Genomic DNA, 24990 nt, shown 5'->3' with positions numbered 1-24990 from the left:
GCTCAGGTCGATCCGGATATCCTGAGTGCGGTCCGCGACCGCTCGCGGGCAGAAATCCGAGGATCTGTACGTGACCTGGCTCCCCTTCGTCCTCTCCGCGCTCGTCGCCATCGGCGTTCTCGCCGTCGTCGGCGGCTCTCTGAGCTGGGCTGCCGGCCTCCGCGGATTCTGGGCGGTCGCAGCCGCGCCGGCGTTCGCGGTCACCGTGGTCGCGATCGCCTCCATCGTGGCTCCGTGGGTGGGACTCGGGTGGTCTGTGCTCCCGGTCCTCATCGTGGCCGTCGTCCTCGGCGCAGTTGTCTTCTTCATTCGCCGCAGATGGGTGCGTCGGCCGGAGCTCGCGCGTCGGCCGTTCGACGGGTGGCTCGTCGGAGCCGTGGTGCTCGGGATCATGTTCCTGGCCTGGCGCGTGGTCGTCGTCATCGGCGAGCCGACCAACTTCTCGCAGACCTTCGACAACGTCTTCCACCTGAACGCGGTGCGATTCGTGCTGAGCACGGGGAACGCATCGTCGCTGCACCTCGGGCTGATGACGAGCCCGAGCGGATCCCTCCCGTTCTATCCCGCCGCGTGGCACGCCTTCGTCGCACTGGTCCTCGAGATCACGGGAGCATCCGTCCCCGTCGGCGTGAACGCGGTGAACCTCGTCATCGCGGCGGTCATCTGGCCCCTCGGAGTCGTGCTCCTCACCCGGACGCTGTTCGGCCCTCGCCCGCTGCTCACGGTGGCTGCGGTCGTGGTGGCGTGCGGTGTTCCCGCGTTCCCGTTCCTGCTCATGGACTACGGCGTCCTCTACCCGTTCCTCTTCGGGCTCGCCCTCGTCCCGGTGGCTCTCGCGGCCGCGCTGGAGGCGCTCGGCCTGTCCGCGGTCCGGACGCTGCCGGAGCCGTGGTGGGCGCTGCTGCTCGCCGGTACCCTTCCCGGAATCGCCCTCGCCCACCCCGGGGCGTTCGTCGCCGTGCTGGCGCTGACGCTGCCGATGACCGTGGTCTTCGCGTGGCGGCTGTTCCGCGGCGCGACGGCGCGGCGGCGAGTCGCCGTCGTGGTCGGGTTCGCCGCTTATCTGGCGCTCGGTCTCGTGCTCCTGCGCGTCCTCCGGCCCCCGGCGGACGCCCGCGGCTGGCCACCCGCTCTCAGCATCCCCGATGCCGTCGGCCAGGTCGCGACGGCCTCGATGTGGTACGCGATCCCCGTGACGGCCGTCGCGGTCGCCGTCCTCTGCGGCATTCTCGCGGCCCTCATCCAGCGGTCCACGCCCGGACTCCTCTCGCTCTCGATGTACGTGATCGCCGCGGGGTTGTACGTCGTCGTGTCGGCCCTGACATTTCAGCCGCTCCGCGACATCCTCACCGGCAGCTGGTACAACAACATCCCGCGGCTGGCGGCGATCCTCCCCCTGACGATGGTGCCGTTGGCTGCGCACGGCGTCGACCGGGCCTGGGCGGCCGTCACGCGTGTCGTCCGGCCGGTGGGCCCGACCGCCCGGCGCGTGGCCGGTGTCGTTGCGGCGATCGTCGCGGCCGCCGCGATCGTGTCGGTCCTTTCCGGGCCCGTGGTGACGATCACGGGCTATATCAGTGCGGGCTACCGCATCACGCCCGACTCGGCGCTCGTGAGCACGGACGAGTACGCCCTGCTGCAGCGGCTCGACCAGCATGTCCCCGCGGACGCGACGGTCGCCGGGAGCGCGTGGACGGGAGCCGGCCTGGCGTATGCGCTCGCTGATCGGTGGGTGCTGATGCCGCACACGCTGACAGAGGTCTCCGCCGATACGCAGACGATCAACGACGGGCTCGGCCATGCCGTCGCGGGTGGCGCGGTGTGCGCCGCGCTGGAGCGCGAGAACGTCCGGTTCGTGCTCGACTTCGGCCAGCGAGAGATCTTCCCCGGTGAGCACGTGTATCCCGGCCTTCAGAACCTCGCGGAGTCTCCCGCCGTCCGGTTGGTGGACAGCGAGGGCGAGGCGCGTCTGTATGAGGTCATCGCCTGTGGCTGACCTCGGGCCGGCGCAGTCGCTCGGATAGACTGGGGGGATTATGGGCCACCCGGTTGATCGCGTGCTCGTCATCGTGCCCGCGTGGAACGAGCGACACAGTGTCGGGGTGACTGTCCGCGAGATCCTCGCGGCGGATCCCGGTTTCGACGTGGCGGTCGTGGACGACGGATCGACGGACGGAACGGCGGATGCCGCTCGCGCGGCAGGGGCCATCGTGCTCACGCTCCCGTTCAACCTCGGTGTCGGTGGCGCGATGCGCACCGGCTTCACATACGCGCAGCGGTTCGGATACGCGCGCGCGATCCAGGTGGACGCCGACGGGCAGCACAATCCGGCCGACATCCACCGGGTGCTGGCCGGTCTGGACTCGGCCGACATCTCCATCGGGGCCCGGTTCAGCGACGTCGGGGACTACACCGTGCGCGGTCCGCGAAGATGGGCGATGGTCTTCCTGGCCGGGGTGCTCTCGCGCGTCGCGAAGACTCGCCTGACAGATGTGACGAGCGGTTTCCGCGCTGCGGGCCGGCGTGCGATCGAGCAGTACGTCCGCTACTACCCCGCGGAATACCTCGGCGACACCGTGGATTCGCTGGTCGCCGCATGTCACGCGGGCCTGACGGTGACGCAGGTCCCCGTGGCGATGCGTCCGCGCTCGCACGGCACGCCGAGTCAGGGCCCGTTCGGATCCACCGCATATCTCCTGAGATCCGTGTTCGCGCTGTCGCTCGCGTTGATGCGGCGCGCTCGGCCCATCCGCTCGGACGGCGTCACGGAGGCCTCCGCATGATCGTCTTCGTCGGGATCGCGCTCGCACTGGTGATCCTCGTGATCGTCGTATGGATGCTGCTGGCCCGCAGACTGCGCGAGAAGTACGCCGTCATGTGGCTCCTGATCGGTTTCGCGGTGCTCATTCTCGGCGTGTTCCCGCAGCTGCTGCTGTGGCTGACCTCCGCGCTGGGCGTTCAGGTGCCGGCGAACCTGCTGTTCGCGCTCGCGATCGTCCTGCTGCTCGGGGTTTCGCTGCACCTCTCGTGGGAGCTGTCGCAGGCCGAGGACGAGATCCGGCGCGTCGCCGAGGAAGCCGCGATCTCTCGCGCCGAGATCGAGCGTCTCGACGCCCGGATCGACGAGATCCAAGCGCGGCAGTCCCCGCAGGAGCACGACCCGGGATCGACCTCGCGGTGACGCGCGCCGACGTCTTCGCCGTCATCACCACCTTCCGGCCCGACGAGTCGCTCCTGACCGTGATCGACGCGCTCCGCGCGCAGACCGCCGCGACGATAGTCGTCGACGACGGCAGTGGTCCGAGCGCGGCACCGGTACTCGCAACGGCGAGCGATCGCGGGGCGCGGGTCGTGGCACTGGAAGAGAATTCAGGCATCGCGACGGCGCTGAACACAGGTATCCGCGCCGCGCTCGCGCAGGGCGCCCGGTTCGTGGTGACGTTCGATCAGGACTCTGAGCCCGCTGCCGGTTTCATCGACGCGTTGATGAGCGCGCGCGACAGGAGCACTTCGCGTGGCCACGCGGTGGGACCCGTCGTCCCCGAGTTCTTCGCCGGTGTCCGTCAGGTTCATCGAGAGGCGGAGGACGGCACGCTGATCGCGCGACACGCGATCCAATCGGGCATGCTCATGGGCGCGGATCTCTTCGAGCGCGTCGGTCTCATGCGTGAGGACCTCTTCATCGATCTCGTCGACACCGAGTTCGAGATGCGCTGCTCGGCGGCCGGTCTGCCCACTGTCGCGGCGCCGGGGCTGCGCATGGGGCACAGTTTGGGGCGCCAGTACGTGCGCACGCTCTTCGGCCGCCCGTTCAGCGCCCCCGGCATCCCCGCTGTGGTCACGCTCAGCACGCCGTTCCGGTACTACTACCGGGTGCGCAATCGGATCGTGGTCAATCGTCGGTACGCACGCACGCACCCCGTGTGGGTGGCCCGCGACACGGTGCTCGAGGTGCTTCACTTCGTGAACGCCCTCGCGCTCGCACGGCCCCGGCGCGCTCTGTGGAAGCTGTATCGCGCAGGTGTCGCCGATGCCTGGCGTCGCCGGATGGGGCGCATGCCCGCGTCGATCGAGACCGTGGCGGGTTCGATCAGCTGGTCGGGTCAGGTGTCGCAGCAGGCGGCCGCTCGATGACCTGCGCGTAGCTGCGCCGAGCCGGCAGCACGAGCACCGCGAATGAGGTGGCCTCCGACGCCGCGACACCGAGAGCGACGATGCTCGCCGACCCCATCGCCGATCCGAGCACCATCGTGACGATCCCGATGACCGCCGCAGAGACGGTCGCCGCGAAGACGATCCGGTAGCGATGCGCCGGGATGAGGATGTTGCGGATGAGCGGGGTCGTCGTGGAGAGGAAGAAGAACGCGACGCCGAAGAGGGCGCTCGGCAGCGGTTGGGCCGCGACGCTCGCCCCGAACACCAGCCCGGTCAGCGCGGGACCGAGGAGCGCGATGCCGAGTCCGCCCACCGCACCCAGCGCGACGTGCGAGGCGATCGCAAGGCGATGCCGGTGTCGGACATCGTGCGCTTCCGGATCGAGAACCCACGCCTGGAACGAGTTGCCGACCGCGATGACGGCCATGATCGCGATGCGGTACGCACGGTCGGCGGATGCGAACGAACTCGCGTCGCCGGGTGGGAGGCCCGCGGTGGCGATGGGGACGGCGGTCGAACCGTAGGCGTTCCCGGTGGCGTCGATGGTGGCGGTGGGAACGAGACCCCGCAGCACGCTCCGCAGTGCGCGGGGTTCGGCGTCGCCCAGAGCCTCGCCGTGGGCTGTTCGGCGGGCGTGCACCGCGAACGCGGGCACCGTCAGGGCGAGGAGGAGCACCGGGTACCACATCACCTGCCCGCTGAAGGCGACGATCGGGAGGGCGATCAAGGATGCCGCGAGTTTCGGCATCGCGTCGTACACCATCAGGCCCCGGGGATTGCCCTGGCCGATGCAGAACCACGCGGGGGTGAATCCGCCGATCGTCATCGCCACGGCAACGGCCACCGACTCCAGCCGGTAGGAAGGACCCGACACCAGGTAGGTCGCCAGCGCGGCTGCGGGCACGGCGATGAGCGCGGTGAGCAGGCGCGACCGGATGCTCTCGTGGAGGATCACCGCCCGCTCCTGCGCCGTGACGGCGCGGGCGACTCGCACAGGCCCGACGATGCCCCATCCGAAGAGCACGCCGACCATCCCCAAGATGCCGATCGACTGACCCGCGGAGAAGTTCGCCCAGCCGTCCGGCCCGACGATGCGCGACATGACCGGAAGTATGATGAAGGGCGCGAGCGCCGAGAGGATCGGCGCCCCCGTGAACCCCGCGAGCCTGAGCATGAGCGACCGCATCGGAAGCAATTGTACGTGCCGGCCCGCCCGACCCCCATTTCGAGGTGAGCCGCCGCATGCATGAGGCAGTCACCGCATCGGTGTGTATGGCGACCTACAACGGTGCGGAGTACGTCGCGCACCAGCTGCGCTCCATCCTCGATGAGCTCGCTCCGCAGGACGACGTCGTGGTGGTGGACGACGCGAGCAGCGATGACACGGTGGCCATCATCGAGGCGATGGGCGATCCACGCGTTCGCGTGATCCGTCAGAGTCCCAACCGCGGATACGTCCGCACGTTCGAGTCGGCCATGCTCAACGCGACCGGCGATGTGCTGCTTCTGGCGGATCAGGACGACGAGTGGATCGCCGGGCGACGCGACGCCCTCGTTGAAGCGGCCCTGGCGTCGGGGGTCGCGGCGTCCAATCTGGTGCTGCTGGGCTCCGGCCAACCGCTCCGTTCGCCGATCGGCGGGCGGCCGTGGCTGCTGCGTTCCTCGGATTCGGTCCAACGGCTGCGCAACGAGTTGCGGATACTAGCCGGAGTCGCCCCCTATTTCGGATGCGCGATGGCGGTCCGCCGCGACATGCTCCCGGTCCTCACGCCCTTCCCGGCCTACCTGAGCGAATCACACGACCTGTGGATCGCCACCGCGGCGAATGAGATGCGTGCGCTGCGGCATGTGGAGCAGGCGACGGTGCGACGTCGCATCCACGACTCCAATGCCTCCTCGTCAGCGCCGCGGGGTCTGCGCGCGGCGCTCCGTTCGCGTCTCATGCTGGCCCGCGCATGGGCGGACGCGCGTCGCAGGGTGCGGTCGCGCTAGGTCACCCCACCTGGATGTCGCCGGGCTGTTCCGCAGGGGCGGCGGGGGCGGGTTCTCGTGGCGGCCGCGCTATCCGCATCGCCGGGCGTTCGATCAGCACCCAGCTCAGCCAGGCGAACGCGAACGTGACCACGATCGTGATGAGGATGTACACAGGCATCCCGAGCGCGGCGCCGCCGATGAGCACAACGAGCTGCTGCATCGGCCACGCGTAGATGTAGAACCCGTACGAGACGTCGTTACGCGCGACCCACCGCGGCTGAGGGATCCAGGTCGACAGCGACAGAAGGCCGTACGCCAGGAACGGCGCGGCGAGCTGGCCGCCCCAGCGGGGGACGGTCCAGATCAGAGCCACCGTCACGATGAGCGAAACGATCCCGAGGATGCGGTTGATCCCGAACCGGTCGACGATGTAGAAGATCAGCGATCCACCGAGGAAGAAGGGCAGCAGGCGTGCGAACAGCTCGAAGCTGACGTCGAGGCCGGCACGCTGGGCGGCACCGATCCCCGCGTAGGTGGCGACGCTGACGACCCAGAGCGCGCCCACGAGGATAGGGGAGCGGCGGGCGAGGCCGATGAAGCCGAGCACCCAGATGACGACGTAGCACAGGAATTCGTAGAAGAGCGTCCACAACGAGCCGTTCCACGCGCCCGGGTAGGGCACGGTCTGCAGCGTTGCTCCGATGTCGTAGTGCTCGATGTACAACGCGAGGTTGCCCCACACGTACTGCAACGGGGTGATCGGTGTGCTGAGGAATCCGCTGAGCGAGCCCTGCTGGATGAGGAGGGCGACAGGAGCGAAGATGAACGCGGTGACCAGCAGCACGACGATGAACGCGGGGTAGATGCGGGCGACGCGGTGGAGCAGGTAGTCGCCGGGTGAGGTGCGCAGTCTGCTGCGCGTGATGAGGAAGCCGCTGAGCACGAAGAAGCCGGCGACAGCCCATCCGCCGAGGTTCTCTCCCTGGATCGATGGTCCGCTGCCTTGACCGGCGACGTACCAGCTGTGCGCGAAGAGGACGAGGCCGGCGAGGATGAGGCGGAACATGTTCAGACTGTTCGCGCGGTACGGATAGGGCGCCCCCCGCAGCCGGGCGAACCGCTTCACTTGAGGAGTTTCCGCTCCGCCATCTCGTCGAGCGAGCGCTGATAGCCGTCGGCTTCCACCGGCTCGGTGAGCACCCACTCGACGAAGCGTGCGACACCCTCGCGGAAGTCGACGGCCGGCTCGAAGCCGAGTGTGTCGCGCGCCCGGCGGGTGTCGGCGACGTTGTGGCGGATGTCGCCGAGCCGGTAGTTGCCCGAGATTCTCGTCGGGACCTCGGTGCCGAACGCGGCGAAGAGTGCGGCGACCACGTCGTTGACGGTGGTCGCGACGCCCGACCCGATGTTGAACACACCGCCGGCCGCACCCGGTCGGGTCGCGCCGAGGAACGTCGCCTCGACGACATCGTCGATGTAGACGAAGTCGCGGCTCTCCTGGCCGTCCTCGAAGATGTTGATGTCTTTCCCCTGCCGCACGAGGGTCGAGAAGATCGAGAGGATGCCGGTGTAGGGGTTCTTGAGCGACTGACCCGGTCCGTACACGTTCTGGTACCGCAGCGACACCGGCTCGATCCCGATGGTCGGCGCGACGGTCATGATGAGCGCCTCCTGCATCTGCTTGGTGATGCCGTACACGGACGACGGATGCAGGGCAGCCTGCTCGTCCGTGGGCACCATCTCGAGCTTGCCGAAGCCGTCGAGGTGCACATCGAAGTCACCCGCTGCCATCGCCGCATCGCTGCGATGCGGCGGGAAGACGATCGTGCCGTCCTCCGCGCGGTAGGCGCCTTCTCCGTAGATCGAGCGCGATGAGGCGATCAGAAGGCGAGTGACATCGTTCGCCTCGTTGGCGAGCACATCGAGCAGCTTGGCGGTGCCCCCGACGTTCGTCTCGGTGTAGCGATCGATCTCGTACATCGACTGACCGGTGCCGGTCTCGGCAGCGAGGTGGATGACGATGCTCGCTCCCGAGAGAGCGGAGCGGAGGTCGTCCTTGGAGGTCACGGTCCCGTGGATCACTGTCGCAACGCCGTCGAGCGAGCGCAGGAGGGGCGACGTCGTGGCCGGATCGTCTCCGTGCACCTGGGGGATCAGAGCATCCAGGACCGTGACGGAGTGCCCGGCCGCGGCAAACCGCCGTGCGAGACGCGTGCCGATGAATCCAGCGCCCCCGGTGATCAGAACGTGGTCGGGCATGCGGCAGACTCCTGTGGACGCTTCCCCGCGTGCGGGGTCATACGGCGACGATGTGCGCCAGCGTCGATTGTAGTCCGGAGCTGTTTCCGCGCCGGATCACGCCGGGCAGCTCGGTGACGGCGTGCAGGCGTGACATGAGGCGGATCCGCGCGGTGCGCTCGGTGGCCGACCAGCCTCGCTGGCGGGCGAGACCTCGCGCATCGGAATAGTACGCGCGTTCGTCGCGGAACCTGCGTCCGTCCAGGAGGGTCGTCTGCGAGGCGCTCTGCCCGTGGCGGCGATAGGAGAAAGCCGTGACGGGGTTATACGCGAGAGTGCCGCCATCGAACGCGATGTCCATCAGCAGCGCCAGGTCCTGGATGATCGGCAGCCCGTCTCGGAAGTCGATCCGACGAAGGGTCTCGGTCCGGAAGGCGAGCGACGGCCAGTAAAGCCAGTCACCGCGGATCAGGCTCGTCGCCATCGACTCGCCCGTGAGCACGCCGATGCCGCCCTCGGGCGTGCGCGGCGCCAGAAGACGCGTCTTGACGCGGTCGACGAGAGGGCGCACTGTGCGGCCCCGTTCGTCGATGACCTGGACGCCCGGTTGGATGACGTCGGCGTAGGACACCGCCGAGATCGTGCGGCGGATGACGTCGAGGTAGTGGGGGTGCAGCAGATCGTCGCAGCCGAGGATGACGATGTGCTCGGTCGTCGCACGTCGGATGGCCTCGCGGTAGTTCTCGGTGATCCCGAGATTCACCGCGTTGCGTCGGTAGGACACACGCGCGTCGTCGATGGCCGCGAAGTAGGCCGGCACCGACTCGTCGGGATAGCAGTCGTCGATCACGATCAGCCGCCAGTCCGGGTCGGTCTGGGCGCGCACCGACTCGACCGCGTCGAACAGCAGGGCGGGGTCGCCCCAGAACGGCACGAAGATCTCGATGGTCATGGCCTCTACAGCCTAGGAGACCATCGGCGAAGCGGTCTGAGCGGCGGGCCTCGGTAGAGTGGATGCGCGGCGGTGCGCTCGGCCCGCCGCGTCGCCGTGTCTGCGGCGGCGGTGCAGCAGGAGGCGGCATCCCATGGATCTTCTCATCGTCGGCTCGGGCTTCTTCGGCCTCACCATCGCGGAGCGGGCCGCAGCATCCGGTCGGAGGGTCACTGTCATCGATCGCCGCCATCACATCGGCGGCAATGCCTACAGCGAGGACGAGCCGGAGACCGGCATCGAGGTGCACCGCTACGGTGCGCACCTCTTCCACACGTCCAATCCGACCGTGTGGGAGTACGTCAATCGGTTCACGACCTTCACCGACTACGTGCACCGTGTCTATACGAACCACAAAGGCGTCGTCTTCCCGCTGCCGATCAATCTCGGCACGATCAACCAGTTCTTCGCAGCGGCATACTCGCCAGACGAGGCTCGCTCGGTCATCCACGAGCTCGCGGGGGAGTTCGACGCGAAGGATGCGCGCAACCTCGAGGAGAAAGGCATCGCCCTCATCGGCCGGCCGCTGTACGAGGCGTTCATCCGCGACTACACGGCCAAGCAGTGGCAGACCGACCCGCGCAATCTCCCCGCCGAGGTGATCAGTCGCCTTCCCGTTCGGTACACCTACGACAATCGCTACTTCAACGACACGTGGGAGGGGCTTCCCACCGACGGGTACACCGCATGGATCGAGCGGATGGCCGATCATCCGCTCATCGATGTGAAGCTGTCGACGGACTTCTTCGACGATACTCAGCCGCTGAACAAGGCCGCGACGGTCGGTCGGGTTCCCATCGTCTACACCGGCCCGATCGACCGCTACTTCGACGATGCCGCCGGTGCGCTCTCGTGGAGAACCCTCGATTTCGAGCAGGAGGTCATGCCCGTCGGCGACTTCCAGGGCACGCCCGTGATGAATTACGCCGACGCCGACGTGCCGTTCACGCGCATCCACGAGTTCAAGCACTTCCATCCGGAGCGTGCGGATCGCCACCCTGCCGACAAGACGGTCATCATGCGGGAGTTCTCGCGCTTCGCGAACCGCGATGACGAGCCGTACTACCCGGTGAACACGCCCGACGACCGGGCGGGACTGCTCGCCTACCGTGAGCTCGCGAGGGGTGAGAAGGACGTGTTCTTCGGCGGACGCCTCGGGACCTACCAGTACCTCGACATGCACATGGCGATCGGTTCTGCGCTCTCGATGTGGAACAACCAGCTCGCCTAGGCGCCGCGGGGCGCCCGTGCGCTCCTATTCGGGGCGGTCGAAGATCGCCCGCCACGACGACGCCGAGGTGAGCTCCGGCAGCGCGCGGCGATACTGTGCCGCCAGCCGGGGCCATTCCCGGCGGAGCCTCCGATGCAGGGCGATCGACTCACGGAGCATCGATCGATACATCGCCCTGTCTCGGACGTAGATGTTCTTGCCGGATCCGTCTGCAGCGCTCACCAGGGCGCTGTCGTACACCGGCACGCGCCACCACCACGCGTCGGTCTTGGCGAACTCCACCTCGGGCTGCGTCGTGTTCGCCGCCTTCGGTGAGTGCAGCCAGTGCGCGACGATCGTGCTCGCGGTGAACCAGCGCAGCCGCAGTCCCGTGGGATTTCCGAGCTCGCCCTTCCGCAGCTGAGCGAACAGCTGACGGCCTCGCCGCGAGCGGAGCGGCACACCCGTCTCTTTGTGCACGATCGTCTCGGGGTGCTCCGCCGCCAGCGCCCGGGCCTCAGGCATCGCCGTGGCGAGGTTCTGCCGCATGTGGTCGGGGCCTCGCAGGATGTCGCGGATCGCCCTGTGCCTGAGCGCGACGGGGTAGTACTGCATCATCATCAGATGCTTGAGATCGAGCCGACGACTGTGCCGCAGGAGGGTTCCGCCCCGCGGGACGGGGGAGTGGAGGAGTCCGGAGACGATGCGGTTGCGGGCGTGGAAGTACGCCTGCCAGTCGATCGAATCGTCCTTGCCCACCCATGACACGTGCCAGAGCGCGACCCCAGGGAGCGACACCGTCGGGAACCCGGCGCCGCGAGCGCGCAGGCAGAACTCGGCGTCATCCCACTTGATGAACGCGGGCAGGGACAGCCCGATCGTGCGGATCACCTCGAGAGGGATGAGGCACATCCACCAGCCGTTGTAATCCGCGTCGAGGCGCGCGTGCAGCGCCGGGGTCTGCCGCAGGTTCGAGACGCTGAAGTCGTGAGGCATCTCTTTCTGGTTGAGGGTGCGCCACATGAAAGGGACGTCATCGACCACTTCGGCCCAGGCATGCAGCTTCGGTCGATCGAGCAGGTCGAACATGTGAGCGCCGACGAGAGTGGGCACCGATGTGTAGCGGCCGTAGACGATGGATCGGCGCAGCGCCTCGGGCTCGATGCGCACGTCGTCGTCGAGCAGCTGCACGAAATCGCTTTCCGGCCGAGCGAGCGTTTCGAGCATCGCGCGCGCGAACCCGCCCGAACCTCCGAGATTGGGCTGGGTGATGATCTCCAGAGTCTCGCCCAGCGCGGCGGCGACCTCGGCGAACTCGGGCTCGGCGTCCACGCGCTGCGTTCCCTGATCCACGACGAAGACGCGATCGATCAGCGGCAGCACGTCGGGTGCGTCCGCGAGCGCCTTCAACGTCGAGACGCAGTAGTCCGGTTTGTTGTACGTCGTGATGCCGAGACTCGCCTTGCCGGTGCGGATCGGCTCCTGCTCGGTCGTCCACTCGGCACCCTCGAAGACTGCGGCCTTCTCGTCTGCGACGATGTCGAACCAGATCCATCCGCCGTCGCTGTACTGGGTCAGCGGGAGGTCGAAGATCGATTCCGCCGACCCGTCGACCTCGTGGCTCTCGATGCGCTGCGGCACGCCCGCTCCGTTCGAGCGGTACACCAGGATGGTCGCCGGGCCGGTCGTGCGCACGGTGAGTCGCACGGCGCGCACGGCGGTCCAGTGCTGCCAATAGGACGCGGGGAAGGCGTTGAAGTACGTGCCGAACGACACGCGCCGACCCGCCACGATCCGCGCGGTACGCCGGCCCAGGATGTTGCCGAGCTGCGCGCGGTTGGACACCCGGACGGGCTTCTCATCGATGACGGACCAGATCTCGGGGTCGACGTAGAGCGGGAGGAGGTCCGGGTCGCGGTCGATCGGGAAGATGACGTTCTGCAGGACGTGGGTCACGTCGGGGATCTCCTGGTGTGAGGGGTCTGGTCGGTGGGCACGACACTCTCGAGCGCCGGCATCGGCCGCCACAGCGCGTCGTGGTCGATGCGGCGGGCATCGCGGAGGCCACGGAACAGGTTGCTGGTGCCGCGCACCGTGCGTTCGACGAGCACGAGGCGGATGAGCTCCTTCGCGAACGTGAGCAGCGTGCCCAGGGCGAAGCGCACCGGACGATAGGCGCCCTGGCTCTTGAAGTAGTGCTTCATGAAGCCGCGGTTGCGCATGATGTAGTACCGGTACGCGTTGCTCGAGGCGTTGAGGTGGCGGATCCCCATGTCCCACTGGCGGATCTCTCGGGTGCGGCGCAGGACGAACTCGTTGACGATCACGGCGGTCGTCTTGAGCGAGGCGAGCCACCCGTAGATCGAATCGTCCCAGTAGATGAAGAAGCGCGGGTCGGGCAGGCCGATCTGCTGCACGATGTCGCGGTGGATGAACATGCCCTCGAAGCATCCCGAATTCATCTCGCGGTAGTTCGATGAGTCGAATCCGGCGGGCGCGAAAGGGATCGGGATGCCGAAGGGGATCGACAGGCGATACTGCCAGTAGAACTCGCTGCCGTCGTAGTCGTAGCGACGGCCCTGGATGCTGCGGAATCGCGGCGCCCAGTCGCCCATGCGCGCGAGCCCGTCGGCGATGACCTCGACGTCGTCGTCCATGACCCAGATCCACTCGGAGCCGAGTTCGTAGGCGATGCGCATGCCCTCGCTGAAGCCGCCGGACCCGCCCGTGTTGGTGTCGAGGCGGCGGTAGACGAGCTCGATGCCGAGCTTGTCGCGGTACGACTCGACGAGCGCTGTGGTGTCGTCGGTGGACGCGTTGTCGACGACGACGACGTGGCCGGGCTTGGGGTCCATCACGATGAGGCTCTCCAGCAGCTTGCTCAGAAGCGCGGAGCGGTTGTAGGTGACGATCGCGATCGTCGCCGATGCGGGGTCGAAGCTCGATGTGGACGGGGAGATGTCGGCTGCAGGCGGCATGGCCTCAGCATCCTATCGCGGCAGTCCTTCTCAACCTCTGAGCGGGCTTGTCAGCGAAGCGGACGCCATTCAGCGCGATCGCGCATATTGCCCTTCCGAAGAGCTTCCTCGCGAGCTCATAGATAAGAATCAGCGCGATCACGCTGATGAGGCGACGAAACCGCTATTCTTGAGCCGTGGGCAGTAAATTCGGCGCGATCGCGCAGACCGGGCCGAACGAGCAGCTCGACGATCCGGCGGCACTCGGCCGAGCGCTCCGCGTGCGGCGCAGGGAGCTGAAGCTCACGCAGATCGAACTCGCTGAGCTCGCCGGTGTCTCCGTGCGGTTTCTCAGCGACCTGGAACGAGGCAAGGCGAGCGTGCATCTGGGCATGGTGATGGCCGTGGCGCGGACGCTCGGATTGCGCCTGGTCGCGGTCATTCCTGGGGCCGACCGGTGAACGTGCGCGTCGCAGACGTGTACAAGGGCACTGTGCACGCCGCCATCCTGCGGCGCACCTCGGCGGGGACGGAATTCTCTTACGTCGACGGGTACGAGGGTGCCGACGTGGCCACGACGCTCGCGCTCAAGAGCGGGCCCCTCACGACCTCGGGCGCGTCGGTGCCTCCGTACTTCGCCGGGCTGCTGCCCGAAGGCCGACGACTCACCGCCATCCGACGAGCGATCAAGGCATCGGCCGACGACGAGCTCTCGCTTCTGGCCGCCGTCGGTTCCGATACGGTCGGCGACGTCTCGGTCTTCCCTGCGGGGAGGCCGATGATCTCGGCGGAGCCGGAGGTGATCGTCAAAGGTGAGAGGGTCGACCGCACATTCGCTGAGATCGTCGATGCAGCCGCCCCCTTCGATCGCATCGGTCTGCCGGGAGTGCAGGACAAGGTCTCCGGTCGGATGATCAGCTACCCGGCGCGAAGCGGGGGCGGCGAGTACATCCTGAAGCTCAACCCACCGGAGTTCCCGCACGTCGTGGAGAACGAGAAGTACTTCCTCGATCTTGCGAATACGTGCGGGCTCGATGTCGTGCACGCACGCATCATCCGCGACACCGACGAGCAGTCCGGATTGCTCGTCACACGTTTCGACCGCGTAGCGACCGTCGACGGCACGACGCGCCTGGCGGTCGAAGACGCCTGCCAGGCGAGCAACGCGTGGCCGGCTGACAAGTACTCCCTCGGGGCCGCGCCTGCGGCGATGTCGCTCACCCGATGGTGCGCGGCGGCTCCCGTGGCCGCACGGGATCTGTTCCGTCAGTTCGTCTTCGCTTCACTGACCGGTAACGGCGACCTGCATGCGAAGAACATCGCGATGATGCGCGGACAGAGTGAGTGGCGCATCGCTCCCGCGTACGACCTGCCGTGCTCGCTGTTCTACGGAGACGAGACGATGGCGCTCGAGATGGACGGCTCGACCGCACCGCTTTCCCGAAAGCGCGCCCGCCGGTTCGCCGCCGACCTCGGTGTGCCGCTCCGCGCGGCAGAGCGTGTCATGGACGATCTGCTCACAAAGCTCACAGGCCTCCCCGCACGTATCGAGGACGGTGCGCTCCCGTTCCCTCCCGCGCTCAACCGAGACGTCGCGCGCGCGCTGGCTTACCGTCATCGCCAGCTGCAGGCGTGACACCGCCGCACAGCCCCCGGGGGATCGCCCGGCCGCGGGTGCGCGTCACCCGGACGGGTGGAGCTCGCCGCGCTCGATCGCGATGCTCTGCTCGGCCGGCCCGAAGCCGATGTGCGGAGCCTGGATGACCTTGAACGCGAACATCACGAGGAACATCCAGCCCCACAGCAGCAGCGCCCCCGACTGGGCGATGCCCTGGACCAGCAGCACGACCCCCAGCAGCGTCGGGAGGAGCGTGAGGGAGGAGTACGGCCGGTCGGCGCGCAGATCCCATCGCGGCCGGTCCACGGCGAAGAACCACGCCCGCCAGACGAAGACGAGGTAGCTGAGGGTGAGCAGGATCGCTCCGGTCACTCCGAAGCGCGACGAGACATCGACCCATACGTTGTCGCTCGCCCGCTCGAAGGCGGTGAAGATCGCGTCGTGCCAGATCCAGACGGCGGCTGCGCCGGCGAGGGCGACGACGACGAAGCCGATGTAGTACCCGGTGCGCTCGCCCGGTCGCTTCGCGCGGCGCATGAGAAGGACCGTGATGAGTACGACCGCGACAGCGGCTGCGGCGACGTATGCCGTGCCCGATTGGGCGCGCACGAGCAGAAACGCCGACAGAGCGATCCAGATGCCGAGCTCCACTCGCGGCGCGCCGTTGGCGATTCTGATCGCGAAGACCACGATGGCGATGAGCGCCATGACGGCCAGCAGATTCGAATCGCCGAAGATGCCCTGGATGCGGCCGCCCGTGAACAACGCGCCCTCCGACCACGCCTGCCCCGTGCGGCTGGGCGCGATGAAGCCTGGCATCAGCGGCTCCTGCACGAAGATCGCGACCGCGAGTTCGAACACGAGCGAGAGGCCGATCGCCCACTTCAGCGCCGAAGAGACCGCACGAACGAGTTCGCGCCACGTGAGCACGCTCGCGACGAAGACCGCCTGCACCATGGTGACCACGAGCAGCACCCAGCTGACTGCGGACGCGGCGAGCGACGTCGACCAGATCAGGCACAGCCCTGCCCACAGCACGTAGGCGATCGGGAAGACGGGCAGGCGTCGCCATTCGATGTAAGGCCGGACGGCGAACCACAGCCCGATCGACACTGCGCCGGCAGCCACGGCGATGAGCGAAGCGATGGTCGCGCCGACGGCATCGACCCACGCGGCGCCGGTGACGGCGAGGAAGAGCACGAAGACGCACCACGCGCGCAGCAGCAGGTGACCGGTCTTCTCACGGACCGGCGCGGCCGGCGGGGCGGAGACCGGATGCTTCGTGTAAACGGCCATCGTGCACTCAGGCTAGCGCGGGGCCGGCACTGCCTCGTGAGGGTTGCCGGGATCCCTGCTCTGTCGCGCCCGCATCTAGGCTGGAGGGCATGCTCGCCCCGCTCTCGAACACGCCCCGCGACTCCGCGTGGGGCTCGCCGACGCTGCTCGCCCAGTTGGAGGGCCGCGAGCCCACAGGTGCACCCGAGGCGGAAGTCTGGTTCGGCGACCACCCGAGCTCTCCCGCCCTGGTGGAGGACGGCAGCGGGCGCGCCCTGGACGCCTGGCTCGCCGACGAGGCCGGCGCGGCGGGGGTGCCGGCCCGGCTGCCGTTCCTGCTGAAACTGCTGGCCGCGGCATCCACCCTGTCGATCCAGGCGCACCCGTCGAAGGCGCAGGCCGAAGAGGGGTTCGCCCGCGAGAACGCCGCGGGTGTGCCGCGCGCCGCGTCGGGCCGCAACTACCACGACGACAACCACAAGCCCGAGATGATCGTCGCTCTGAGCGAGCGTTTCGAAGTCCTCTCGGGTCTGCGCGACCTCGAGGCCACCCGCGATCTGCTCGCCGAGCTGGGGGAGCGCACTGACACGGGCCAGGGTGTTGCCGAGCTGCGCGACCGGCTTGGGGGAGCGGATGCACGTGGCGGTGCGGATGCTGCGGAGGGCCTCGCCTCGACGATCGGCTGGCTCTTGTCCGGCGACGCGCAGCACATCGTCGACGATGTGATCGCTGCGGCGTCCGCCGTGTCATCCGAACGGTTCGCCGCCGAACTGGCGCTCTCGCGCCGGCTGGCCGCGGAGTATCCGGGCGACGCGGGTGTGGTCGTCGCGCTCCTCATGAATCTCGTGACGCTGCGGCGAGGCGAGGCGATCTTCGTACCGGCCGGCGTACTGCACGCGTACCAGTCCGGGCTCGGCGTCGAGATCATGGCGGCGAGCGACAACGTGCTGCGCGGTGGCCTCACTCCCAAGAACATCGACGTCGAGGAGCTCATCGGCGTGCTGGATGCCACGACCGGGCCTGTTTCCCTCCTCCAGCCCGAGACCGTCGCCCCCGGCGTGTTCCGGTACGCGCCCCCGGTGGACGATTTCGCGCTCGTGCGCGTCGAGAGCTCCGACGACGTGGTGGAAGTGGAGATCTCCGGGGTGGCGATCGTCCTGGTCACCTCCGGACTGGTGTCGGTATCGGGGGCGAAGACGACGGATGCGGTCACCCTCCGTCCCGGACAGGCGCTCCTCTCTTCTTCCGACGAGTCACCCCTCCGGATCGGCGGGGGAGAGGCCTTCGTCGCCGAACCGGGGGCTCCCGCCGACCTCGGGGAGTCGCGACACGCCGATGGAGCAGCGTGAAGCTTCAACCGTGAGGTGAGGCTTTAGTATCCGCGACTTGACCACGGCGAACTACACCGGTGTAATTACCTTGTACACGCACACGGGCGTGGGGGGATACAAGCAGGGGAGAACGAGATGACGGGGTCACAATACCGTTCCGGCGTTCCCGACAACTGGTTCGTCGATCCGGTCCAGCTCGGCGTGCCAGGAGTGCGCCGCCCTCTCGAGGGCGACGGCAACACGCTGTCGTGGCAGACCGACGCGCTGTGCGCGCAGACAGATCCTGAGGCGTTCTTCCCTGAAAAGGGCGGATCGACCCGCGATGCCAAGCGAATCTGCACGACATGCGATGTGCGGGGCGAATGCCTCGAGTACGCGCTGCAGAACGATGAGCGCTTCGGCATCTGGGGTGGCCTCAGTGAGCGCGAGCGCCGCAAACTGAAGCGTCGCGCGGGCTGAATCGACACGGTTCTCGTGCCGTCGGCGCGTGCGCCCCGTCGCCGGGGTGACGCGCGCCTAGGCTGACCACGTCATGCCGTCCCGAGTACACGCAATTCTCGTCGTGCGCCCAGATGGGCGCGCGCCTGCGGCGTTCCATCTGCGGCGCACCCTTGCAGCCCTCGAGGCTCAGCATCGTCGCGTCGACGCGCTGACGATCGTGCTGTGCGGTGGCGACGAGTCCGTGCGCCAGCTGGCGGCGGCCTCCGGCGCGGAGTCGGTGATCACGACCACGGGTTCGACCCGATTCGCCGCCGCGACGGCGCTGGCGACGATTCGGCTGACGGGCGATGCCGTCTGGCTCCTCGCCCAGGACACCGCTCCGGAGCCTGAGGCGCTCGCACGCCTGGCCGGCGCTCTCGAGCTCGCCCCATCGGTGGCCTTCGTCGCGCCCAAACTCGTGCAGTGGGACGATCGCACCCAGATCGTCTCGCTCGGGGTGAGCATGACGACGCTGGGCAGATCGATGGGCCTCTCCGACGGCCAGCTCGACCAGGGCCAGCACGATGCGGAAGAGGACGTGCTCGGCGCCGACGTGCGCGGGCTGCTCGTGCGCACGGACGCGTGGCGCCAGCTCGCCGGCCTGGACCCGGCGCTCCTCGGCGCGGACGAAGGGCTCGACCTCGGCGTGCGTGCGCGTCTGGCCGGAGCGAGGATCTCTCTCGTACCGACTGCGCTCATCGCGGTGGCCGGCGACGGCGCGGCCGGCGTTCCGGCCGGCGATGCGCGGCGCAGCCGGCGTGCTTTCGCGCAGCGCACCGCACAGCTGCATCGCCGTCTCGCATACGCGCGCCCCTGGGCGGTGTTCTTCGTCTGGCTCGCGATCCTTCCCATCGCGCTGTGGCGCACCGTGCTGCACCTGATCGCCAAGCACCCGTTCCTCGTCGTGACGGAGTGGGGTGCGTCGGCGCTGGCCCTGGTGCGCGTCGGCGCCGTCGCCCGCGCGCGGGGCCGCATCCGCGCTGCGCGTCGAGCGCCGTGGAGTCAGGTGGCCCCGCTCAGGGTCACCCGCACCGACCTCCGCGAGCGGTTCGACATCGACGGCGAGGAGGCGGTCGCCCCGGTCGGCGAGCACATCCGCGGCGACATCCGCTTCTTCTCGGGCGGAGGTGCGTGGCTCGTGCTCGCGGCGCTGGTCATCTCGGTCGCCGCCTTCCCTGCTCTGCTCGCGTGGCCCGTGCTGGGCGGCGGCGCTCTCGCGCCGATGCGTGCCACGGTGGCGCAGCTCTGGGCCGACGCGGCGTACGGCGTGCGTGCCGCAGGGCTCGATGCGATCGGTCCCGCCGATCCGTTCGCCGCGGTCGTCGCCGTGATCGGCAGTCTGTGGCCCGGTGATCCGTCGCGGGCGATCGTCCTGCTCTGGCTCGCCGCGCTCCCGCTCGCCGCCCTCGGCGGCTGGTTCGCCGCCACCCGGGTCACCGAGCGCAGTTCCCTCCGCATCGTCGCCGGCGCGGTATGGATGCTCGCCCCCACGTTCCTCGCCGGTCTCGCGCAGGGTCGCCCCGGTGCCGTGATCGTCCACCTCCTTCTGCCGTGGCTCTTCTACGCGGGCGCCGTCGCGCATCGATCATGGGCGGCGGCGGGCGCAGCATCCGTCCTCTTCGCCGCGGTCGTGGCATGCGCGCCGTCGCTCGCCCCCGCGCTGGTGCTCCTGGTGATCGGCGCGATCATCGTGGCGATCGCCTCTCGGGCGGGCCGGGGGGTGGCGCGCCAGATCTGGGTGCTCGTGCCCGCCGTCGTGCTCTTCGCCCCGCTCGTCTGGAGCCGTCTGCGCAGCGGAGATGTCTGGGGCCTGGTCGCCGACCCCGGCGTGCCGTTCCTCGGAGACCGGGTGGGTGCCGACCCCACCGGCCGGGCGCTCCTGGCCGCCGGTTTCCCGACGAGCGACCCCGGCGGATGGTCGGCCCTTCTCGCCGGCACGGGCGTGCCGGTGTGGTGGGTGCCTCTGCTGGCGGCTCCGGTCGCTCTCCTCGCCCTGATCGCGCCCCTGACACGTCGTTGGGCAGCCGGTGTCGCCCTCCTCGTGATCGCGGCGATCGGCCTGTCCACCGCGTTCGTCGTCGTCGGTATCGCGGTCTCGTCGCTGCAGTCGACGTCCATTCCGCTCTGGCCGGGCCCGGCGCTCAGCCTCGCATGGCTCGGCGTCGTGGGCGCGGCGACCGTGACCCTCGACTCCGCCCTCGTGCCGCGCCTGCGCGCCGTGAGGTCTCTTGCCGCGGCCGTCGCCGTGATCGCCGTCGCGGTGCTCGCCGTGCCGACGCTTGCGACGATGACACGGGGCACGCCGCCGCCTCTGGCCAACGGGCCGGTCAGCACCCTTCCGGCGTACGTCGATGCGGAAGGGGCATCCAATCCCGACGTCGGGACGATCGTGCTCACCCCGCTCAGCGACGGGGGAGTCTCGACGCGGATCATCTGGGGCGGGAGCGAGACGCTCGGGGGTCAGTGGACCGTGGCGGCAACGCCGGCCACGGCCACCGAGGGCGACACCGTCGTGGCCGGGATCACGGCAGACCTCGTGACCTCCACCGCCGACGATGTGATCGACCGCCTCGCCGCCGCCGGTGTGGGGTTCGTGCTGCTGACACCGGCCGCGACGCCGGAGACGGACGCGGCGCGCACGTTCCGGCTCATGGCCGAGACGGCGATCGATCAGCGCGATGCGCTCGACTCGGTGGGAGCCACGCCCAAGGGCGAGCTGTGGCGCGTGACCGGTGCCGTGCAGCCGCGGGCTTCCGCGACCGAGGCCGTGCAGACCTCGGCGCAGTGGATCGCGTTCGCTCAGATCGCGGTGATCCTGGCCGCCCTGCTCCTGGCTGTGCCCACCAGGGCGTCGCGCCGGCAGGCCCGTCGCACGCCCCGCATCGTGGGGCCCTACGTGCAGGAGGAGCGATGAGCGATCGCCGCGTGTTCCGCTGGGCGGGTACCAGCGCACGGATGCTGGTAGGCACTCTCGTCGCCGTCGGCTTCGTCGTGGGCACGGTGACCGCCGTGGCCGCACCATGGCCGACCGTGGCGCGCGAGCCCCTCGTCGTCGATGCCGTCCCCGTCGCGTCGGAGACCGTGCTGTCGTGCGTGGGCGGACTTCTGGCGATCGGGCGTGACGCGACCAGTGCCGCGCAGCTTTCGGTCGCGGCCGACCAGGCCGTGACGGCGGGCGCGGGCGAGGGTGCACAGGCACCCGCGCAGACCCGCCTGAGCGCTTCGTACCTCGGTGGAGCAGAGGGCGCGGCGGTATACACCGCCCCCGCGTCCGGCTCGGCGGCGACCGATGCGGCCGCCGCGGGATGGGCGGCCGTGAGCGCCGAGGATCTGAGCGGTTTCGCAGCATCCGAATGCACAGCTCCGCTGATGGAGTCGTGGCTCGTCGGGGGAGCGAGCACGACGGGTGCGTCCGATCTGGTGCTGCTGGGAAACCCGGGCTCGGTCGCGGCCACCGTGCAGCTGACGGTCTACGGATCCCGGGGTGCGCAGATTCCTCCGGGGGGACGCAATGTCATCGTGCCGCCGGGCCAGCAGATCGCCCTGCCGCTCGCCGGACTCAGCCTGGGCGAAGAGAGCCCCGTCCTGCGGGTCACTGCGGCCGGGGCTCCCGTCCAGGCATCGCTGCAGGCATCCCTCACCCGCACCCTCGTGCCGGGCGGTGTGGACCAGGTGGGCGCCACCGCGACACCGGCGACCGATCTCGTGATCGCGGGAGTCGAGGTCACCGCCGAGCCGGGTCCGGCGGGTGCATCGAACGCAGCCACGCTGGTACGGATGCTGTCGCCCTCCGTCGACACGACGGCGACCGTCACGGTGACCGCCGTCGGTGGCGGCGCCCCCGCGCTTGCCCCCTCGACGCTGCAGCTCACCGCCGGGCTTCCCGCGGAACTGCAGCTGGGCGGGCTCCCGGTCGGTCAGTACGTCGTGGACGTCCGGGCTCCCGAGGCGGTGCTGGCCGCCGTGTGGCAGACGACGGGGTTCGGCGCGGGCGCCGACTTCGCGTGGTACACCCCCGCGCCCGAGCTGACCGGCGCCAGCATGTTCGCGGTCCCGGGCGGGGCGTCGGCGTCGCTGACGATCACGAATGCCGCACGCACCGCAGCCACCGTCTCCCTTCACGCCGCGACCGGGGCGTTCTCGCAGCAGGTCGCGGTCCCCGCCGGTGGATCCGTCGCGGTGCGCCTTCCGGCCCAGGGCGTGTACACACTGGATCCCGGCGGCGTCGCCGGAGTGCGGGCGGGACTGTCGTTCTCCGGCGCTGCGCCGGGCGGAGGGACTGCGCTCGCCGGTTATCCGGTCCTGCCCGTCGATGCGGCGGCCGCGACGATCCGCGTGTACCCGTAGCCGGCGCGCGTCAGAAGAAGCGGAAGCGCTCCGGCCCCAGGTCCCACGGGTCGCGGTCGAGGTATTCGGCGGCCGCGCGGAACACGCAGCCCTCCACGAGCATCCGACGGTGCATGTCGTCGTTGCGGTGCAGGTGGCTGAGCCGCTCGATCGGCAGGCGGTAGAGGATGATGCGCTTCTCGTCGGTGAGCACCTGCCAGCGCGGGATGCCGTCGTCATCGGAGGCGGGCGGCATCTCGCCGACTTCGAAGCTGACGTCGCGCAGTTCGGTCCATGCGGAGCGGAGGAACTCGGCGGCCGACCCGACGGCGAGATCGAAACGGTCCACCCGGGTGTCGAGCGGAGGCAGCGGCGGCCGTACCACGGGGCTGCGGTCCTCGCGGCCGTGGCGTCCGTGCCGCGACGGGCGCGGCGCGGTGGGAGCGGAGTTCGTCGCGCGTCGCCATGCCATGCGACCATCCTAGGTTTCGGCGACCCCGCTCAGGGCGCCGGGTGGCGCGCGCGTCCGCAAGCTGGCTGGCATGTGCGAGTCCGCTGGCCTTCGTCCGGACATGTGCGACATGTGCGGCCCCCCCCGGGGATCGGAACGCGCCGCCGTCCGGGGCCGCCGCGGCGCGGCATCCCGCGTCTGTCGGCGGGCGCCGATAGCGTGAGGGCGATGCGCGAGAGACTGTGTTCGAAGGTGGGTTGCGCCCGCGAGGCCGTATCGACCCTGACGTACGACTACGGCGACCAGATGGCGGCGATCGGCCCCCTCGGCGCCGGTGACGACCCGCACGCACACGACCTGTGCGCGATCCACACCGACCGGCTTTCGGTGCCGCGCGGCTGGGTGGTCGTGCGTCACGAGACGCTCCGCGCCTGAGGCCGCGGGATCGCGCGTCCTCAGGGACGCGGCGTCCCGCCGCGCATGGAACAATAGGAGGATGTCGACCCAGACCGTCTCCGCCGCCCCGTACGCCGTCGCCGACCTGTCGCTCGCCGAGGCGGGCCGCCACCAGATCCGCCTCGCCGAGAACGAGATGCCGGGACTCATGGCCCTCCGCGAGGAATTCGGGCCCACGCAGCCGCTCCGCGGCGCGCGGATCGCCGGCTCCCTCCACATGACCGTGCAGACCGCGGTGCTGATCGAGACCCTCGTCGCGCTCGGCGCGCAGGTCCGCTGGGCCAGCTGCAACATCTTCTCCACCCAGGACGAGGCCGCCGCCGCCGTCGCCGTCGGCCCCACGGGCACCGTCGAGGCCCCCGCGGGCGTCCCGGTCTTCGCGTGGAAGGGCGAGACGCTCGAAGAGTACTGGCAGTGCACCGATCGCATCTTCGACTGGTCGGCCGAAGGGTTCGACGGTCCCAACCTGATCCTCGACGACGGCGGTGACGCCACGATGCTCGTCCACAAGGGGGTCGAGTTCGAGGCCGTGGGCGCCGTGCCCGAGGCCGGTCCGGACGACTCGTACGAGTACCGGGTGGTGCTCGACACGCTCCGCGCGAGCCTCGCGGCAGACCCGCAGCGCTTCACCCGCATCGCCGCCGACCTCATCGGGGTCACCGAAGAGACGACCACCGGGGTGCACCGGCTCTACGAGCTCGCCGCCGCCGGATCGCTCCTGTTCCCCGGCATCAACGTCAACGACTCCGTCACCAAGTCGAAGTTCGACAACAAGTACGGCATCCGTCACTCGCTTCCCGACGGCCTCAACCGCGCCACCGACGTCCTGATCGGCGGCAAGACGGCCTTCGTCGTCGGCTACGGCGATGTGGGCAAGGGCGCGGCCGAGGCCCTACGCGGCCAGGGCGCACGCGTGATCGTGAGCGAGATCGACCCCATCAACGCGCTTCAGGCGGCGATGGACGGCTACCAGGTCGCACGTCTGGAGTCGGTGATCGGCGACGTCGACATCATCGTGACCGGCACGGGCAACCAGCGCGTCGTCACGGTCGAGCACCTGCTCGGACTGAAGCACCTTGCGATCGTCGCCAACGTGGGCCACTTCGACGACGAGATCGACATCGCCGGGCTCGAGACTCTCGAGGGTGCCGAGTCGATCGAGATCAAGCCGCAGGTGCACGAGTGGCGCCTCCCGAACGGCCGCAGCGTTCTCGTGCTGAGCGAGGGGCGCCTGATGAACCTCGGCAACGCGACGGGGCATCCCTCCTTCGTGATGAGCGCGTCGTTCACGAACCAGGTGCTCGCCCAGCTCGAGCTGTTCACGAACATCGACGACTACCCGGTGGGTGTGTACACGCTGCCGAAGGCTCTCGACGAGAAGGTCGCTCGCCTGCACCTGGGCGCCCTCGGCGTCGAGCTCACCGAGCTGACCCCCGCCCAGGCCGCCTACATCGGTGTGCCGGTCGAAGGCCCGTACAAGCTCAACCACTACCGCTACTGACGCCGTCGCGCGCTCAACCCTGCAGCG

At 69.2% G+C, this 24990-nt stretch carries 22 protein-coding genes; 14 read left to right on the top strand and 8 right to left on the bottom strand.

Features of this window, described 5'->3' with window-relative positions:
• The first annotated feature begins 70 nt into the window (after positions 1-70).
• From F6B43_RS06460 to F6B43_RS06445, 4 genes are read left to right on the top strand one after another with little or no spacing between them, the layout of a single operon-like run.
• Positions 71-1996 (top strand): DUF6541 family protein, encoded by a 1926-nt coding sequence (locus tag F6B43_RS06460; protein ID WP_150447999.1) that lies wholly within the window; start codon positions 71-73, stop codon positions 1994-1996.
• Positions 1997-2036: 40 nt separating this feature from the next.
• A complete protein-coding gene (locus F6B43_RS06455; RefSeq protein ID WP_150447998.1) occupies positions 2037-2783 on the top strand; it encodes a glycosyltransferase family 2 protein in 747 nt (248 codons plus the stop codon).
• A complete protein-coding gene (locus tag F6B43_RS06450) occupies positions 2780-3181 on the top strand; it encodes a DUF2304 domain-containing protein (protein ID WP_150447997.1) in 402 nt (133 codons plus the stop codon). Before F6B43_RS06455 ends, F6B43_RS06450 begins: the two co-directional genes overlap by 4 nt.
• A complete protein-coding gene (locus tag F6B43_RS06445) occupies positions 3178-4134 on the top strand; it encodes a glycosyltransferase (RefSeq protein ID WP_170285572.1) in 957 nt (318 codons plus the stop codon). The genes F6B43_RS06450 and F6B43_RS06445 overlap by 4 nt, the downstream gene beginning before the upstream one ends.
• On the opposite strand, the gene F6B43_RS06440 is transcribed toward F6B43_RS06445, so the two are convergent.
• The gene (locus F6B43_RS06440; protein ID WP_150447995.1) at positions 4091-5341 is read right to left on the bottom strand and encodes a lipopolysaccharide biosynthesis protein; all 1251 of its coding nucleotides are present in this window, start codon (positions 5339-5341) and stop codon (positions 4091-4093) included. The genes F6B43_RS06445 and F6B43_RS06440 overlap by 44 nt on opposite strands.
• A gap of 56 nt (positions 5342-5397) precedes the next feature.
• Between F6B43_RS06440 and F6B43_RS06435 the strand changes: the two genes are divergently transcribed.
• Positions 5398-6147 carry a glycosyltransferase gene (locus tag F6B43_RS06435; RefSeq protein WP_246159818.1) on the top strand — a complete coding sequence of 250 codons (750 nt, stop codon included), beginning with the start codon at positions 5398-5400 and terminating at the stop codon, positions 6145-6147.
• 1 nt (position 6148) lies between these two features.
• On the opposite strand, the gene F6B43_RS06430 is transcribed toward F6B43_RS06435, so the two are convergent.
• From F6B43_RS06430 to F6B43_RS06420, 3 genes are read right to left on the bottom strand one after another with little or no spacing between them, the layout of a single operon-like run.
• Positions 6149-7255, bottom strand: coding sequence for an acyltransferase family protein (locus tag F6B43_RS06430; protein ID WP_150447994.1), 1107 nt, complete (start codon positions 7253-7255; stop codon positions 6149-6151).
• The gene (locus F6B43_RS06425) at positions 7252-8388 is read right to left on the bottom strand and encodes an NAD-dependent epimerase/dehydratase family protein (RefSeq protein ID WP_150447993.1); all 1137 of its coding nucleotides are present in this window, start codon (positions 8386-8388) and stop codon (positions 7252-7254) included. Before F6B43_RS06425 ends, F6B43_RS06430 begins: the two co-directional genes overlap by 4 nt.
• Positions 8389-8425: 37 nt before the next feature.
• Complete coding sequence (locus tag F6B43_RS06420; protein ID WP_150447992.1) at positions 8426-9319, bottom strand: glycosyltransferase family 2 protein; 894 nt, start codon at positions 9317-9319, stop codon at positions 8426-8428.
• A 133-nt stretch (positions 9320-9452) separates the two neighbouring features.
• Here F6B43_RS06420 and glf point away from each other — a divergent pair, with 133 nt between their 5' ends.
• Complete coding sequence (gene glf / locus F6B43_RS06415; protein ID WP_150447991.1) at positions 9453-10589, top strand: UDP-galactopyranose mutase; 1137 nt, start codon at positions 9453-9455, stop codon at positions 10587-10589.
• Between the two features lie 24 nt (positions 10590-10613).
• On the opposite strand, the gene F6B43_RS06410 is transcribed toward glf, so the two are convergent.
• Both F6B43_RS06410 and F6B43_RS06405 read right to left on the bottom strand, forming a co-directional pair.
• A complete protein-coding gene (locus F6B43_RS06410) occupies positions 10614-12524 on the bottom strand; it encodes a glycosyltransferase (protein WP_150447990.1) in 1911 nt (636 codons plus the stop codon).
• Entirely contained in the window at positions 12521-13546 is a 1026-nt protein-coding gene (locus F6B43_RS06405; RefSeq protein WP_150447989.1) for a glycosyltransferase, read from the bottom strand. Before F6B43_RS06405 ends, F6B43_RS06410 begins: the two co-directional genes overlap by 4 nt.
• Positions 13547-13722: 176 nt before the next feature.
• Between F6B43_RS06405 and F6B43_RS06400 the strand changes: the two genes are divergently transcribed.
• Together F6B43_RS06400 and F6B43_RS06395 are read left to right on the top strand one after the other, a co-directional pair.
• A complete protein-coding gene (locus F6B43_RS06400) occupies positions 13723-13986 on the top strand; it encodes a helix-turn-helix domain-containing protein (protein WP_246159817.1) in 264 nt (87 codons plus the stop codon).
• Positions 13983-15161, top strand: coding sequence for a type II toxin-antitoxin system HipA family toxin (locus tag F6B43_RS06395; protein WP_150447988.1), 1179 nt, complete (start codon positions 13983-13985; stop codon positions 15159-15161). Before F6B43_RS06400 ends, F6B43_RS06395 begins: the two co-directional genes overlap by 4 nt.
• 45 nt (positions 15162-15206) lie before the next feature.
• Here F6B43_RS06395 and F6B43_RS06390 read toward each other — a convergent pair whose 3' ends face one another.
• Positions 15207-16439 (bottom strand): O-antigen ligase family protein, encoded by a 1233-nt coding sequence (locus F6B43_RS06390; RefSeq protein WP_150447987.1) that lies wholly within the window; start codon positions 16437-16439, stop codon positions 15207-15209.
• Positions 16440-16528: 89 nt separating this feature from the next.
• Here F6B43_RS06390 and manA point away from each other — a divergent pair, with 89 nt between their 5' ends.
• The 4 genes from manA (at position 16529) to F6B43_RS06370 (ending at position 22576) form a co-directional block, all read left to right on the top strand.
• Positions 16529-17767: a mannose-6-phosphate isomerase, class I gene (manA, locus tag F6B43_RS06385; protein WP_150447986.1), complete on the top strand. Its 1239-nt coding sequence runs from the start codon at positions 16529-16531 to the stop codon at positions 17765-17767.
• A 117-nt stretch (positions 17768-17884) separates the two neighbouring features.
• Positions 17885-18208, top strand: coding sequence for a WhiB family transcriptional regulator (locus F6B43_RS06380; RefSeq protein WP_150447985.1), 324 nt, complete (start codon positions 17885-17887; stop codon positions 18206-18208).
• A 73-nt stretch (positions 18209-18281) separates the two neighbouring features.
• Complete coding sequence (locus F6B43_RS06375; protein WP_150447984.1) at positions 18282-21143, top strand: glycosyltransferase; 2862 nt, start codon at positions 18282-18284, stop codon at positions 21141-21143.
• The gene (locus F6B43_RS06370; RefSeq protein WP_150447983.1) at positions 21140-22576 is read left to right on the top strand and encodes a DUF5719 family protein; all 1437 of its coding nucleotides are present in this window, start codon (positions 21140-21142) and stop codon (positions 22574-22576) included. The genes F6B43_RS06375 and F6B43_RS06370 overlap by 4 nt, the downstream gene beginning before the upstream one ends.
• Before the next feature lie 10 nt (positions 22577-22586).
• Here F6B43_RS06370 and F6B43_RS06365 read toward each other — a convergent pair whose 3' ends face one another.
• The gene (locus F6B43_RS06365) at positions 22587-23027 is read right to left on the bottom strand and encodes a metallopeptidase family protein (RefSeq protein ID WP_211368036.1); all 441 of its coding nucleotides are present in this window, start codon (positions 23025-23027) and stop codon (positions 22587-22589) included.
• Between the two features lie 207 nt (positions 23028-23234).
• Between F6B43_RS06365 and F6B43_RS06360 the strand changes: the two genes are divergently transcribed.
• The gene (locus tag F6B43_RS06360) at positions 23235-23441 is read left to right on the top strand and encodes a DUF3499 family protein (protein WP_150447982.1); all 207 of its coding nucleotides are present in this window, start codon (positions 23235-23237) and stop codon (positions 23439-23441) included.
• Positions 23442-23502: 61 nt separating this feature from the next.
• Positions 23503-24963, top strand: coding sequence for an adenosylhomocysteinase (gene ahcY / locus F6B43_RS06355; protein WP_150447981.1), 1461 nt, complete (start codon positions 23503-23505; stop codon positions 24961-24963).
• The last annotated feature ends 27 nt before the right edge of the window (positions 24964-24990 follow it).

Origin of the sequence: Microbacterium rhizomatis (assembly GCF_008710745.1) — a bacterium.
Taxonomy (GTDB): Bacteria; Actinomycetota; Actinomycetes; order Actinomycetales; family Microbacteriaceae; genus Microbacterium; species Microbacterium rhizomatis.
Note: the sequence above shows the minus strand (reverse complement) of the source record. Positions and strands in the feature narration are given on the sequence as shown.

Bases quoted from the DNA above. Each gene is read 5' to 3' on its own strand.
- F6B43_RS06375 (WP_150447984.1), top strand. From the start codon at position 18,282: ATGCCGTCCCGAGTACACGCAATTCTCGTCGTGCGCCCAGATGGGCGC.
- F6B43_RS06405 (WP_150447989.1), bottom strand. From the start codon at position 13,546: ATGCCGCCTGCAGCCGACATCTCCCCGTCCACATCGAGCTTCGACCCC.
- F6B43_RS06360 (WP_150447982.1), top strand. From the start codon at position 23,235: ATGCGCGAGAGACTGTGTTCGAAGGTGGGTTGCGCCCGCGAGGCCGTA.
- F6B43_RS06370 (WP_150447983.1), top strand. From the start codon at position 21,140: ATGAGCGATCGCCGCGTGTTCCGCTGGGCGGGTACCAGCGCACGGATG.
- F6B43_RS06435 (WP_246159818.1), top strand. From the start codon at position 5,398: ATGCATGAGGCAGTCACCGCATCGGTGTGTATGGCGACCTACAACGGT.
- F6B43_RS06380 (WP_150447985.1), top strand. From the start codon at position 17,885: ATGACGGGGTCACAATACCGTTCCGGCGTTCCCGACAACTGGTTCGTC.
- F6B43_RS06425 (WP_150447993.1), bottom strand. From the start codon at position 8,388: ATGCCCGACCACGTTCTGATCACCGGGGGCGCTGGATTCATCGGCACG.
- ahcY (WP_150447981.1), top strand. From the start codon at position 23,503: ATGTCGACCCAGACCGTCTCCGCCGCCCCGTACGCCGTCGCCGACCTG.
- manA (WP_150447986.1), top strand. From the start codon at position 16,529: ATGCTCGCCCCGCTCTCGAACACGCCCCGCGACTCCGCGTGGGGCTCG.
- F6B43_RS06450 (WP_150447997.1), top strand. From the start codon at position 2,780: ATGATCGTCTTCGTCGGGATCGCGCTCGCACTGGTGATCCTCGTGATC.
- F6B43_RS06440 (WP_150447995.1), bottom strand. From the start codon at position 5,341: ATGCGGTCGCTCATGCTCAGGCTCGCGGGGTTCACGGGGGCGCCGATC.
- F6B43_RS06365 (WP_211368036.1), bottom strand. From the start codon at position 23,027: ATGGCATGGCGACGCGCGACGAACTCCGCTCCCACCGCGCCGCGCCCG.
- F6B43_RS06390 (WP_150447987.1), bottom strand. From the start codon at position 16,439: ATGGCCGTTTACACGAAGCATCCGGTCTCCGCCCCGCCGGCCGCGCCG.
- glf (WP_150447991.1), top strand. From the start codon at position 9,453: ATGGATCTTCTCATCGTCGGCTCGGGCTTCTTCGGCCTCACCATCGCG.
- F6B43_RS06420 (WP_150447992.1), bottom strand. From the start codon at position 9,319: ATGACCATCGAGATCTTCGTGCCGTTCTGGGGCGACCCCGCCCTGCTG.
- F6B43_RS06455 (WP_150447998.1), top strand. From the start codon at position 2,037: ATGGGCCACCCGGTTGATCGCGTGCTCGTCATCGTGCCCGCGTGGAAC.